This window comes from Streptomyces sp. NBC_01351, from assembly GCF_036237315.1.
Classification (GTDB): domain Bacteria; phylum Actinomycetota; class Actinomycetes; order Streptomycetales; family Streptomycetaceae; genus Streptomyces.
The window spans coordinates 1,055,955-1,069,411 of the sequence record NZ_CP108356.1 but is presented as its reverse complement, the minus strand read 5'-3'; the positions used below and the strand labels follow the sequence as shown (position 1 = coordinate 1,069,411).

The 13,457-nt window shown below is 74.9% G+C and carries 10 protein-coding genes; 3 read left to right on the top strand and 7 right to left on the bottom strand.

Going from position 1 to position 13,457, the window contains the following annotated elements; translation table 11 throughout:
• Positions 1-358 precede the first annotated feature (358 nt).
• Genes paaN through OG625_RS05015 form a run of 3 tightly spaced genes read left to right on the top strand, consistent with a single transcriptional unit; the run spans position 359 to position 4,832 of the window.
• Positions 359-2,119: a phenylacetic acid degradation protein PaaN gene (gene paaN, locus OG625_RS05025; RefSeq protein ID WP_329376855.1), complete on the top strand. Its 1,761-nt coding sequence runs from the start codon at positions 359-361 to the stop codon at positions 2,117-2,119.
• Positions 2,116-3,345: a helix-turn-helix transcriptional regulator gene (locus OG625_RS05020; RefSeq protein ID WP_329376854.1), complete on the top strand. Its 1,230-nt coding sequence runs from the start codon at positions 2,116-2,118 to the stop codon at positions 3,343-3,345. The genes paaN and OG625_RS05020 overlap by 4 nt, the downstream gene beginning before the upstream one ends.
• A 35-nt stretch (positions 3,346-3,380) precedes the next feature.
• Complete coding sequence (locus tag OG625_RS05015; RefSeq protein WP_329376853.1) at positions 3,381-4,832, top strand: NAD(P)/FAD-dependent oxidoreductase; 1,452 nt, start codon at positions 3,381-3,383, stop codon at positions 4,830-4,832.
• Positions 4,833-5,032: 200 nt separating this feature from the next.
• On the opposite strand, the gene OG625_RS05010 is transcribed toward OG625_RS05015, so the two are convergent.
• From OG625_RS05010 to OG625_RS04980, 7 genes are read right to left on the bottom strand one after another with little or no spacing between them, the layout of a single operon-like run.
• Positions 5,033-5,965: an SDR family oxidoreductase gene (locus OG625_RS05010; protein WP_329376852.1), complete on the bottom strand. Its 933-nt coding sequence runs from the start codon at positions 5,963-5,965 to the stop codon at positions 5,033-5,035.
• Positions 5,966-5,974: 9 nt separating this feature from the next.
• Positions 5,975-7,228, bottom strand: a complete 1,254-nt coding sequence (locus OG625_RS05005) for an MFS transporter (protein WP_329376851.1) — start codon at positions 7,226-7,228, stop codon at positions 5,975-5,977.
• 11 nt (positions 7,229-7,239) lie between these two features.
• Entirely contained in the window at positions 7,240-8,517 is a 1,278-nt protein-coding gene (locus OG625_RS05000; protein ID WP_329376850.1) for an alkaline phosphatase family protein, read from the bottom strand.
• Between the two features lie 33 nt (positions 8,518-8,550).
• Positions 8,551-9,525 carry a galactokinase gene (locus OG625_RS04995; RefSeq protein ID WP_329376849.1) on the bottom strand — a complete coding sequence of 325 codons (975 nt, stop codon included), beginning with the start codon at positions 9,523-9,525 and terminating at the stop codon, positions 8,551-8,553.
• Positions 9,522-11,387 carry a class I SAM-dependent methyltransferase gene (locus tag OG625_RS04990; RefSeq protein ID WP_329376848.1) on the bottom strand — a complete coding sequence of 622 codons (1,866 nt, stop codon included), beginning with the start codon at positions 11,385-11,387 and terminating at the stop codon, positions 9,522-9,524. Before OG625_RS04990 ends, OG625_RS04995 begins: the two co-directional genes overlap by 4 nt.
• Positions 11,384-12,604, bottom strand: a complete 1,221-nt coding sequence (locus OG625_RS04985) for a glycosyltransferase (protein WP_329376847.1) — start codon at positions 12,602-12,604, stop codon at positions 11,384-11,386. The genes OG625_RS04990 and OG625_RS04985 overlap by 4 nt, the downstream gene beginning before the upstream one ends.
• Positions 12,601-13,455 carry an alpha/beta fold hydrolase gene (locus OG625_RS04980; RefSeq protein ID WP_329376846.1) on the bottom strand — a complete coding sequence of 285 codons (855 nt, stop codon included), beginning with the start codon at positions 13,453-13,455 and terminating at the stop codon, positions 12,601-12,603. Before OG625_RS04980 ends, OG625_RS04985 begins: the two co-directional genes overlap by 4 nt.
• Positions 13,456-13,457: the final 2 nt, after the last annotated feature.

Sequence of the window (13,457 nt, the reverse complement as noted above, 5' to 3'; positions counted from 1 at the left end):
TACGGAACAAGCCAGTTGGTGCGCCCGCCGAGCGGCGGCGAACGGTGGTATCACGCCAGTCGATGGCTGATCGCGGCAGGTTGCTCGTGAACGGGCCACCGTCACCGTCCGACCCGTCCTCTCGGCGGGCGCGCCCAACGCCGCAGAGCCGGCGGGGATTTCGGAGCCATCGGCCCGGGCGCGGACGTACCTCCGGCACCGCTCCCCGGTGCGGCGGTGTGAACGTTCCGACAATTCCCGGTATGACCGGACTCCGCCGTGAGTGCCGGCCCGCCGAATTAGCGTGATCGCCGAGGACTTCCCGACCCGGCGGACCCGGACCGGACCGACCCCTACCGCTCGACTGAGGATGAGGACCATGGCGCACACCGCGCGGCAGCCCGTACCCGAAACCCGCGCCGACGGCGACGCGTCGGCCCGGTTCACCGCCCGGCACGCCACCACCCTGCAGCGGGCCCGCGAGGTGATCCGCACCCGCGAGCACTGGTCGCCGTACTCCGAGGACCCGGAGGATCCAGCGGCCTACGGCCAGGGGGCGAAGGCCGCCGGCGAGGCCGCCTTCCGCCTGCTCCTCGGCCGGCCGATGGAACTCGGGCAGCCCGGCCGGGACGGCACCGTGGGCCCCGGCCCCGAGACGGGCGGCGAACGCTCCCCCTACGGCCCCCTACTGGAGGTCTCCTACCCGCACTGCGACCCCGACGTCCTGCTGCCCGCCATGCAGGCCGCCCTGCCCGCCTGGCGCGACGCGGGACCCGAGGCCCGTGCGGCGGTCTGCGCCGAGATCCTGCACCGGATCAACGCCCGCAGCGCCGAGTTCGCCCACGCGGCCGTGCACACCAGCGGCCACAACTTCCTGATGGCCTTCCACGCGGGGGCCGTCCATGCCCAGGACCGCGGTCTCGAAGCGGTGGTCTGCGCCCTCGCCGAGCAGACCCGGCTGCCGGCCGCCTCGCTCTGGCGCAAGCCCCTGGGCGACGGCCGGGCCGTCACCCTGGCCAAGACCTTCAAGGCGGTGCCCCGGGGCATCTCCCTGGTCATCGCCAACAGCGTCTTCCCCGCCTGGAACAGCTACCCGGCCCTCTTCGCCTCCCTGGCCACCGGCAACCCCGTCCTGGTCAAACCGCACCCGGCGGCCGTGCTGCCGCTGGCGCTCACCGTCCGGATCGCCCGCGAGGTACTGACCGAGGCCGGATTCCCGGCCGACCTGGTGTGCCTGGCGGCCGAGCACCCCGGAGAGGGGCTGGCACGGCGGCTGGCCACCCGACCCGAGGTCCGCCTCGTCGACTACGCCGGCAGCACCGCCTTCGGTTCCTGGCTGCAGGACAACGCCCACCAGGCCCGCGTGTTCACCGCCGGGTCCGCCGTCAACACCCTGCTCGTCGAATCGACCGGCGACTACCGCGACATGCTCGCCAACCTCGCCTTCTCGGTCTCCCTCTACAGCGGGCAGCTGTGCACCAGCCCTCAGAACCTGCTGATCCCGCGGGCCGGGATCAGCACCGACGAAGGGCACCGGACGTATGAGGAGATCGTCACCGACCTCGGCGCCGCCCTCGCCGAGCTCCTCGCGGACGACACCGAGGCCGCCGGGATCCTCGGCGCGCTCCTGGGACCCCCGGTCCTGGAGCGGCTGGAGCGGGTGATGGCCGGCGAGGCCGGGAGCGTGGCCGTCGCCTCCCGCGCCGTGCGCGACCCCGCACACCCGCGGGCCGTCATCCGCACCCCGGCCGTCGTGACCCTCGACGCGAACCGGGCCGCGGACCGGGCCACGCTGCTCGCCGAATGGCTCGGCCCCGTGGTCTTCGCCGTGGCGGTGGACTCCGTCGCCGACGCGGTCGAGCTGGTGTCCCGCACCACCCGCGAGTGCGGCGCCCTGTCCGTCGGCCTCTACTCCACCTCGCCCGAGGTGGAAGCGGCGATGGAACAGGCCTGCGCCGAAGCCGGGGTGATGCTCTCGGCCAACCTGATGGGCGACTGGTACATCTCCCAGTCGGCCGTCTACTCCGACCTGCACGGAACGGGAATGAACCCGTCCGGGAACGCGGTCTACTGCGACGCCGCGTTCGTGTCCGCGCGCTTCCACACCGTCGGCGTACGCCGCTACGGCGGGTCCATATGAACAGCACGTTCACCCCCATGCCGCTGCGCGGGCGGGAGCGGGAACTGCGGCTGATCCGCGAAGTGCTGGAATACGGCCGCCGCTCCGGCCCGGCCGTCCTGTCCATCGAGGGAATGCCGGGCATCGGCAAGACCCGCCTGCTCCGGGAAGCCGCCGTCCTCGCCGACGGCCTCGGCTACACCGGACACCACCCCGACCAGTGGGAGGACCCCCGCCGCCGCAGGCGCCGGCCCGCCCCCGCCCGCCACACGCCCGGCCGGCCCGGCCGGCCCGGCCGGTGCCATGGTCCGGCGGGGCCCGTCCTCGTCCTCGTCGACGACACCCGCCGGGCCGTGGACGGGCCGCCGAGGATGCCGTTCGCCCGCCGCGAATGGACCGGCGGCGACCCGGTCGTCTGGCTGGTCGCCCACCGGCCCGGCGAGGGACCGGAGCTGCCGGCCGGTCTCACGGGCCGCAGCGAGCGGCTGCCGCTCGGCCCGCTGGGTCCGTCCCCGGCGCTCGGCCTGGCCCACGACCTGCTGGGCGCGCCGCCCGCACCCGCCCTGGTCCAGCTGATCGACCAGGCCGGCGGGCACCCCCGGCTGCTGATCGAACTGCTCACCGGTCTCCAGGAGGAAGGCGCCCTGGAGACCGTCGACGGCGAGGTCCGGCTGCTGACCCCGCGGCTCCCCGCCCGCCTGGACACCCGGGTACGGGCCACCCTGGAGCGCTTCTCGCCGGAATGCCGCCAACTGCTGTGCGTGGCCTCGCTCCTGGGCTGCGAGGTGGTCTACGAGGACCTGGCGCAGATGCTGCGCACCTCGGTGTCCGCGCTGCTCCCCGCCCTGGAGGAGGTGGCGGCCACCGGCGTCGTGCGCAACGACGGCGGTCGGGCCGTCTTCTCCAACCCACTGCTGCGCCGGCTCATCGCGGACTCGATGCCCGACTCGCTGCGCCTCTCCCTCCAGCGGGAAGCGGCCGCGCTGCGGGCGACGGCGGGCTTCGTCGCGGCGCCGCCCGCCGGACCGGAACTGAGCGAGCAGCAGCGGGTCCTGGTGGGCCTGGTCCGCGAGGGCCTCACCAACCAGCAGATCGCCCGGCGCCTCGCACTGTCCCCCCACACCGTCAACTACCACCTCCGCAGGCTGTTCAAGACCTTCGGGGTGAGCTCGCGCATCGACCTGCTGACCGCGGCGGAGCACCTGGACACCGCCGGCCGGGCCGCCGCCCGCGCCCGCCAGAACTGACCGCACCCGCCGCACCGAACGTGGAGACCCGTACCGTGACCGATCCCGATCTCGTCCTGAACGGCACCTGGCCCCGCATCGACATCCCGCGCCCGGCCCGGCGCTCCGCCTGGCTGCGGGACGCCCTGCAGGCGGAACCCGACGACGGACGTTCACCACAGCTACTGGACGAGGTGCGCTGCGACGTCCTCGTCGTCGGCGGCGGTTTCACCGGGCTGTGGACCGCCCTGGAGATCCTGCGGAGGGCCCCCGGCACGGACATCGTGCTCATCGAGGCCGACGTGTGCGGCGGCGGCGCCAGCGGCGCCAACGCGGGCTACCTGATGCCGATGTGGGCCCGGTTCAGCAGCCTCGTCGCGATCGGCGGGCACGAGGAGGCGCGCCGGCTGGGCGAGGCCTCCGCCCAGGCCGTCGACGACATCCTCGCCTTCACCGAGGACCACGGCATCGACGTCGAGCACACGCGCGGTCCGTGGCTGTGGGCCGCCTCCTCACCGGCCCAGCACGGGGCCTGGCGGCAGACCCTGGAGGACCTGCGCCGCGCCGGGACGGAGCCTCTGCACGAGGTGTCCGCGGCCGAATCCCGGCGGGCGGTCGGCACCACCAACCACTTCGGCGGAGTCCTCGACCCGGGCTGCGCCACGCTCCAGCCCGCCAAGCTGACCCGCGGCATGCGCCGGGTGGCGATCGAGGCCGGCGTCCGCGTCCACGAACGCACCCCGCTGACCGCCCTGCGGGGCGCGCCCGGCGGCGCCACGACCGCTCACACCCCCTACGGGCGGGTGCACGCCGAACGGGCCGTACTCGCCATCAACGCCTGGGCCGGCCGGCTGGAGGACCTCGGCCGACGAATGGTGACCGTGGCCAGCGACACCGTACTGACCGAACCCGTGCCGGAGCGGCTCGCGGCGCTCGGCTGGGACGGCGGGACCTCGGTCTGCGACTCCCGCCGCAGGCTGAACTACTACCGCACGACCCCGGACGGCAGGCTGCTCTTCGGCAAGGGCGGCTCCGGCGTGGCCTTCGGCCGGAGCGGGGCCGACACCCTGTGGGGCGACCCGCTGCGGCCCGCCGAGCTCCGGCGGCAGCTCGCACGGCTCTTCCCCGAACTCGCCGACGCGCCGGTGGACACGGCGTGGACCGCCCCCGTCGAATACTCGACCACCTCGCTGCCCTTCGCCGGCTGGCTGAAGTCCGTGCCCGGGGTCTGCTACGCCACGGGCTACTCGGGTGACGGGGTGGGCCCCTCCCGGCTGATGGCCAAGGTGCTCGCCTCCCTGGTCCTGGGCACGAAGGACGAATGGTCGGGTTCGGCCTTCGCCCGCCCGGCGGGCGGCTGGATCCCCCCGGAACCGGTCCGCTACCCGGGCGCCCGCCTGGTCATCCCGGCACTGCGCGCGGTGGAACACCGCGAGGACCGCGGCCGCGGAGTACCGGCCCTGGTGAAGCGCCTGGCCTCCATCGACCCGTCCGCCTTCCGCCTCTGAGGGGGGCGGTGGGGGCGGGCGGGCCCGGCTGGGGCGGGGTTGGTGTGGTGCCGGCCCGGCCGGGTCCGGGCGCGCGCCGGGGCGTCTCCTCGGGCGTCGAACGTGTCGGGGGGTCGGTGGGCCGAGGGTGGTTGTGTTCGACGTCCTGCGGGGACGCCCCACCGCACACCCGGCCCCGTCCGGGCCTACGGGGTGCCGGTCTAGCGGTAGCCCGTGGTGTCCGCCGGGTGGCCCGGATCCTGGACCTCGACCATGTAGCGCCAGGCGTCCGGGCGGCTGCCGTCGAGGTCCGTGAAGCCGTAGACCCCGGCGAGTTGGCCGCTGGAGAGGGACTCGCCGTTCCAACGGGACACGTCCGGGTCGGCGGCCAGGGAGGCCACCGCGCGGCCCACGTACGACGGGGTCTCCGAGATCGCGAAGTGCGGGACCTTGGCGAGGGCGTCCCGCCAGGTCGCCTCCGTCACACCGAACGCGTCCAGCATCATCTCCGAGCGCAGCCAGCCCGGGGTCAGCGCCACCGCCGTGGCCCCGCGCGGTCCGAGCTCGTGACCCAGGGCGAACGCCATGCGGAGCACGGAGGATTTGGCGATGTCGTAGAAGAACGAGTTCCGGTAGCGGGTGCCGTTGTACTCGGCGGTGCCGTCCGTCATCTCCACCACCAGCCCGCCCGGTTCGCGCAGCAGCAGCGGCAACGCGTAGTGGCTCGTGATGGCATGGGTCTCCACGGCGAGGCGCAGCAGGCGCAGGCCGTTGTCCAGGTCGTGTTCCCAGACCGGGCTGTCCCATTCGAAGAGCCGCTCGCCGCCCCAGATGTCGTTCACCAGGAGGTGAAGGCGGCCCTGTTCGGCGTCGATCCGGCGGACCAGGGCCTCCACCTCCGCCGGGACGAGGTGGTCGGCCACCACCGCGATCCCCAGGCCGCCCGCCGCCGTGACCAGTTCGGCGGTCTCCTCGATGGTCTCGGGCCGGTCGTACTCGGAACGTCTGCCCCGGGTGCTGCGCCCCGATACGTACACCGTCGCGCCCCGCGCGCCCAACTGGACCGCGATGCCGCGGCCCGCGCCGCGCGTCGCGCCGGCCACCAAGGCGACCTTGCCTTCGAGTGTGCGTTGGTTCGGCTGTGCTTCAGGCATGTGCCGACCCTACGACGGCACGCGCGGCCCCCGCCCGCCGAACGCGGCGGCCACGCCGACCGAGGTGAGCGCCAGCAGCATCCCGCCGGCCGCCGTGGCCAGCGCCGGGCCCGGCCCCCACAGGGTCCAGGCCGCCCCGAACAGCACCGACCCCGCGAAGCGGGCCAACGCCTGCGCGGTCTGGAGCACCGCGAGCCCGGTGGTGCGCAGCTCGGCCGGGAGCACGGCCCCGGCCGCGGCCATCAGCACGCCGTCCGTGGCGGCGTAGAACAGTCCGAGGAGCACGAGGACGCCGACGACGAGCGGGGGCCCGGCCGGCACCGGGACGAGGAGAAGCAGGCACGCGCCGATCAGCAGCACGTGCCCGCCGAGGAACACCCGCTGCCGGCCCAGCCGGTCGGCGATCCGGCCCGCGGGCACGGCGGCCAGCAGGAACACGGCCGCCGTGCCGACGGCCAGCAGCGGGAAGTACGCCACCGGCAGGTCGAGCCGGCGCTGGAGCAGCAGGTAGAGGAAGGCGTCGCCGACGGTGAACAGGCCGAGCGCGGCGGCGGTCAGGCAGAGCCGGCGCAGCTCGGGGATGCGCAGGAGGGTGCGCACGGGGGCCCGGGCCGGGGGTTCCGAGGCCGGCGCGGGGGCCTCCCGTACGAAGAGCGCGAGCATGACCACCCCGAGCACGGCCGTGCAGCAGCTGACGGTGAACACGGTGTCGTACCCGTCCACCACCACCCACAGCACCCCGAACGCGGCCAGCGGACCCAGCAGGGCGCCCGCCGTGTCCAGTGCGCGGTGCACCCCGAAGGCGCGGCCCTGGTCCTCCGGCGGGCAGGACAGTGAGATCAGGGCGTCTCGCGGGGCGGTGCGCAGGCCCTTCCCCGCCCGGTCGGCGGCGAGCACCGCCGCCACCGACCAGGGGGTGGTGACGGCGAGCAGGGCCGCCTTGCAGGCGGCGGAGAGCGCGTAGCCGGTGCCCGCGACGAGTTTGCGGCGCCGGGTCCGGTCCGCGACCCGGCCGCCCACGATGCGCAGCAGCGCGGTGGCGCCCTGGTGGAGTCCGTCCAGGGCGCCGAACGCGAGCGGGGACATGCCGAGTCCCGCCACCAGGTACAGCGGCAGGACCGCGGTCACCATCTCCGCGGAGACGTCCGTGACCAGGCTGACCAAGCCGAGCACGATCACCGTGCCGGGGACGGCCCGCACGGGTCCTCGGGCAGGCCGGGTGTGCCCGGCGATGTCCGCGGCCCGGCTGGTCGACAGGTACACGGATGCCTCCCTCAGAACCAGTTGACGGTGAGCGGGAACGCGGCGGTGACCGTCGCGCCCGTGGAATCGGTGGCGGTCGCGGTGACCTGGACCGTGCCGACGGACCACGCCTTGCCGCCGATCCGGCCCGTGCCGGGATCCATGGTCAGGCCGAAGGGCAGGCCCGTGGCCGCGTAGCGGATCGGAGCCTTGCCGCCGGTGGCGGTGAGCTGGATGGCGCAGGACTGGTTGAACTTGCAGGTCTGGGGGCCTGGGTTGGTCAGTTTGAAGGCACCTGTGGTGGGTGTGGGTGTGGGTGTCGGTGTGGGTGTGGCTGTGGGGGTCGTGGTGGGTGTCGGCGTGGGTGTGGGGGTCGTGCCGGTGGTGAACACCTCGGTGATCGGCTGCACGTTGGCCGCGTTGCCCGCGTGCGTGGCCGTGCCCATGAGGTCCTCGAAGGTCCGCAGGAGGTGGTGGTGGTTGAAGGCGGTGCTGTAGGTGCCCGTCTTCACGTTCGCCCCGTAGAAGACGGTGGCGATCTGGTTCGAGCCCAGGAAGTTGTCCTCGTCCCAGGTCAGCACCAGCAGGCTGTTGTTGGCCTTGGCCCACTGCGCGTAGGCGTCGATGTTGTTCTTCGTCCAGGTGTCACCCGTGTTGACCGAGCACGAGTGCATGTCGTTGCACTGGTTGGGGACGATGAACGAGAGGTTCGGCAGCGCCGCGAAGTTGTTCTGCGGGAACTGCGCCCAGGTCTTGCCGGTGTTCAGCGGCACGTTCTTGAAGGCGAACCACGGATTGTGCTTCTGCGCGTACTGGCCGTTCGTGCAGACCGTGGAACCCTCGCTCGGCAGGTCCTCGTTGTACGTCGCGAAGGTCTTGCCGGCCGCGATCACCTCCTGGCCGAGGTTGGCCGCCGTCATCGACTGCGGGGTGTAGCAGCCGTCGCCGGTGATGCCCTGCGTGGCGCCGGAGAAGAGGTTGAAGTAGTTCGGCTGGCTGGGGTGGGTCAGCGCCTTCATCGCGGTCAGGCTCGCGCCGCCGTTCGCCAGCTGGTTGATGTACGGGGCGTTCGCGCTGCCGATGATCTCCCCGTACTGCTTGTTCTCGTACACGACGACGACCACGTGGTCGTACGAGGGCAGGGCCGCGGCCGAAGCCGCGGTGGTTGCGGGCGTCGTGGAACCGGTCTCCGCGGCCTGCGAGTTGGCCACGGTGAAGGCACCGAGCACGCCGAGCGTGGCGAGTGCGGCCACGAGCGCGGAGCGTCGGGCCCCGCGTTTCGCGGTCGTTCTGGGTGACGGGGTGGACATGGGAGGTTCCTCCTCGGTGTGGGGGTGGGTGGGTCATTCCTCGCGCCGGGCCGCTCCGGCCACGGCGATGTTCAGGAACCGCGGTACGGGCCGCCCCCGGTCGCGGAAGTCCTCCGCGACCGCGGCCCGTACCGCCGCCAGTCGGGCCTCGGGCAGCAGCACCAGCACGCTCCGCCCCGGCCGCTGCCCGGGCTGCCAGGCGCTCAGCGCCCCGGCCGCGCGGGTGCGGGCCACGGCCCGGGCCAGCTCGGCCGGCCGGTCCGCCGGGTCCCCGCGTACGGCCAGCAGCACCAGCCGCGCGTCCGAGGCGGCCGGGTCGAAGTCGACGTACCGCTGCCGTCGCCCCGGCTCGGGGCCCAGCAGGAGTGCCTGCCCGGGGCGGGCGAACAGCACCGCCCGGCGCAGCGTGTCGTCCCCGTCGGGAAGGGCGTCGGCCAGCAGCCGGGCCAGGTGGGCGCGGTCGGGCTCCTCGCCCGGGCCGCCGTGTACGTCGGCCACCGCCAGGGCGATCGCGCAGTCGGCGGGCTCCGCGGTGGCCAGCCCGGCGGCCGCCGTGAGGGAGCCCTGCACGTGCAGGTCGGTCCCGCCGCGGCCGTGGCCGGCCCGGGCCAGCGCCCGGAGCACCGCGTACGGCCGTAGGGCCCAGTCGGGGGCGTCGGGCGGCGGCCCGGCCAGGGTCAGCGGCAGGTCGCAGCTGTCGGCGGGGTGGGCGAGGGAGCTCAGCCGCACCAGCCCGTCGGTACGAGGCGCCGCGGCGGCGGCCGTGGGCCAGCCGGCCGCCGCGACCAGCCCGGGGGAGCCGAGGTGGAAGGCGTGGGGGGCGCTCCACACGGCGGCCGGGGGCCGCCCGTGCGCGGCCTCCAGTGCGTAGGCGACGAGCCGGAACAACGGATCGGCGCCGGCCCGCCGGGCGAGGTCGCCTCCGGCGGGGGCGGCGGAGGCGGGTAGGGCGGAGGCAGGTGGGGCGGAGGCAGGTGGGGCCGGGGGCTCCAGCGGGGGACGCTTCATCGGGTGTCCTTGCGGGCCAGGAGGCGGTAGGCGTTACCGCCGTCCGTGTGGTGGGCGGCCGCGGTGCGCAGGGCGTCGAGCGCTGCTGCTGCCGCGAAGAAGGGGAGCGAGGCCACCCGGACGGCGGCGGCGCGGGCCCGGCCGGCCGGGGTGGGCGGCGGTCCCCACGGCCGGTCGGGGTCCGGGGCGAGCCGGGTCGCGGTGAGCGCGACCGCGCCGAAGAAGTCGTTGCCCTGGTGGGCCGGGCCGTGCTGCTCGGCCAGGACGGTCAGACCCCGGTCGGTCAGGGCCTCCCGCAGGTTCGCGGCCGGGATCAGGTGCTGGTGCTGCGGCTGGAACCACGGCAGCCATGCGGGGCCGAGCAGCCCGGCCATCCGCGACTGCGGATCCGGCAGCTCGATGGCCAGGTACCCGCCGGGCGCGAGCACCGCGGCCGCCGCGTCCAGCTCGGCCAGCGGGTCCCGCGTGTGCTCCAGGTAGTGGTACATGCTGACCACCTCGTACTGCCCCGCCAGCTTCGACGCGAACTCCGGGAACTGGCCCTGGTATCCGGTCTCCACCCAGCCCCGGCGCTCCGCCCCGCGGACCCCGTCGCCCATGTCCAGCCCGTCGAACCGGGTACCCGGCCAGACGGCCCGCGCCGCGTTGCAGAAGTGGCCGTGCCCGGTCCCGACGTCCAGCCAGGACGCGGGAACGGCGTACGGGCGGAGCATCTCGGCCCGGCTCCGGTAGGCCGCGCCGAGCCGCCCGAAGACCGTGCCGGCCCCCTCGCCGCCGCGCCCGTCGTAGAAGTCGCGGTAGTAGAACTCCAGCCCCTCCAAGGTCAGCCGGGGGTTCTGGAACACGTGCCCGCAGTCCTCGCAGCGCTCCAGCGTGAACCGGCCGGGCTTGCCCTGGAGCAGGTCCGGGACGCGGACCCGTACGGTCAGTCGCCACGAGCCGCACCACGGGCAGTCCGGGCGGCGCGCTTCCAGGAACCGGTCGGTGCCGGCGGCCAGTTCGGCCCGGTAGGCCGCGGCCTTGGCGGTGTCCGGACCCTCCCGGTGGCGGGCCGCCGCCGAGGCCGTACGCACGGCAGCGCCCAGGGAGCGCAGCGGCCGGGCGGCGGTGGCCCGGGCCAGATCGGCCGGGCGCAGCGGGGAGCCCGTCCCGCCCAGCGCGAGGTACGGCTGCAGCCAGTACAGCCCGGCCGCGGCCGCACCCCACCGCCCCTGGCGTACGACGGCAGCCGCGAGCAGCGCCAGCCCGCCGAGCTGCGCGGCGGCCAGGGCCCCCGGCGGGATCCCCTGGGCCCGCAGCTCGGCGGCCCGTGCCGCACCCCGGGTCTCGCCGGGCGGCCCGCAGCTCAGCGCCGGGGCGATGGCCAGCCCCGTCGCGTCGGCCGCGTACTCCTTCAAGCGGCGGGTGAGCGCGAGGAGTTCCGCCGGCTCGGGGTACGGCCCGCCCGCCTCCACCCCGGCCCGGGCCAGTACCTCGTCCCTGACGAGCACGGCGAACCCGGCCCCCCGCCCCTCGCCCAGCAGGTCCTCCCGGTAGCCCGCCGGGTCCACCAGCCGCAGCAGCCCGAGCACCCGCTCGGCCGCCAGATCCGCCGGCAGCAGGTCCAGCACCCGCAGCCCCTCCCGCTCGGCGTGCGCACAGGCGGCGAGGAACGTGGCCGCGTCCGGTTCGACACCCCGGGCGGTGAGCAGCCGCCACCCGGCGGCCCGCGGCACCGCGGTGGCCGCGGGCGGGACCAGGGGCAGCACGGGGATCGCCCGCAACCGCCGCCGGGTGCGCACGGTGCCCGCACCGAGCGCGGCCAGCAGCACCGCCGGGACCCAGTGGATCCGGGGGAGGCGGGGGAGCGGGGGTGGTGTCATAAGAGCTTCTCCAACCGGTCGGCCGCGGCGGCGGCCCCGCCCGCCGCGGCGAATGAGGCCTGGATCCGCCGGGCGGCCCGGCGGGGGCCGGGATCGTCCAGCACGGCCGTGAGCGCGTCGCGCAGTTCCTCGGCCCGGGTCCTGCCGAACCGCACCCGGACCCCGGCCCCCGCCTCGACGACCTGGCGGGCCACGATCGGCTGGTCGTCCCTGATCGGGGCGACGACCAGCGGCAGCCCGTGCGCGAGGGACTCGCAGACGGTGTTGTGGCCGCCGTGGCAGACCACCGCGTCCAGGTGCGGCAGCAGTTCCAGCTGCGGGACCCGCTCCTGGAGCAGGACGTGGCCGGGCGGATCCCCGATCAGGGCGGCGGGGGCCGCCAGGATCAGCTGCACCTCCCCGGCGAGCCGTTCGGCGGCGCCCAGCACGGACCGGTAGAAGCGGCCGCCCGCTTCCTGGTTGAGGGTGCCCAGCGACACGAGGACCCGTTTGCGTGCCGGGTCCAGCCGCTGCCAGGGGAAGTCGGGAGGTGCCGGACGGGCCCCGAAGGCCGGTCCGACGAAGGCGAAGTGCGAAGGGAACTCCTCGGCCTGCCCCACCAGTTCGGGAGTGGAGAAGACGAGGACCAGCCGCTCCGAGAACCTGGGGTCCCAGCCTCCCCCTTCCCCGCTCCCGTCCCTGCTCCCCTCCCCGCTCCCCTTCCCGTCGGGCCCGAACTCGGCGACCAGTCCGGCGATCTGCCCCGCGACCCACTCCCCGACCTTCGGGAAGTCCGCGAAAGGGCGGGTGAGTTCGGCCGAGGTACTGGCGGACGTGGCCCACGGGACGCCGAGCCGCCGGGCGACCAGCGGTCCGGCCAGGGCCTGCTGGTCGGCGACCAGCACGTCCGGCTCGAAGGAGTGCACCGCCCGGGTCACCCCCGGGACCATGGCCCGGGCCAGTGGGACGAGGGCCTCCTCCCAGAGGAAGCGCAGCGCCCCGACCCCGCGCAGATCGCGCCACCGTTCGTGCAGCTCGGCGTAGGTGCCGCCGATCTCCCGGCCGCCGGCCTCCTCGCCGGCCGGGAGGATCCGGGCCCGCGCCGGCAGCAGTCCGGCCAGTGCGGAGGCCGGACCGGTCCAGGCGATCTCGTGGCCCCGGGCCGCCAGTTCGGAGCCGACGGCCACGGTCGGATTGACGTGCCCGGCGAGCGGGGGCACCGTGAAGAGCACCCTCATCGGACCAGAGCTCCCGCCCGCGCGTCGCCGGAGTAGGCCTCCGCGGATTCCTGGGCCAGGCCGGACGCGGCGTCGAGATGGGCCAGTACGGTCTTGCGCAGCGCCCCGCTGCTCTCCTTGAGTACGTCGTGGCCCAGGCCCGGCAGGATCTCGATCGACGCGACGTCCGGGGCGTACCGGACCAGCTCTCGTGCACCCGGCACGAGTTCGGAGTGCTCTCCGCAGACGATCAGCACCGGGCAGCGCAGCCGGGCGTAGTCGGCCGGGGTGAAGGTGCGGCTCCCGGCGATGTCGTCGATCAGCGTGGTGCGGTTGAGGAGGGCGTCGGCGATGGCCGTCAGGTTGGCGGCCTTGCGCAGCCGCAGGCCGAGCAGCTCGGTCGGGACCGGGCTGTCCTCCAGGCTGAGCGCGGCGGCCGAGAGGGTGTCCACCATGTTCTCCACCCAGCCGCCGCTGAGCGGGGGTTCGAGGAGGGTGAGCCCGGCGACGAGGTCGGGCCGGGCCAGGGCGGCGTGCAGGGCGAGCGTGCCGCCGTAGCTGTTGCCGACCAGGTGGACGGGGCGCCCGCCGAGGTCCAGGGCGCCGAGCAGCGCGAAGAGGTCCCGTACGGCGGTGCGGCTGTCGTAGCCGGTGGGCGGCCGTTCGGTGCGTCCGTGGCCGCGCAGATCGTAGAGGACGGTCTCGTACCCGGCCCGTGCCACGGGGACGGCCAACGGGCAGTAGAAGGACGACAGGTTGTCGACGACGAGCCCGTGCAGGAAGACGACGACGGGCCGGTCGGGGGCGGCCCCGGCGTCTGCCGGGAGCCGCTGGACGTGGAAGCTCAGGGAGCCCGCGAGGACGACGGCCATGG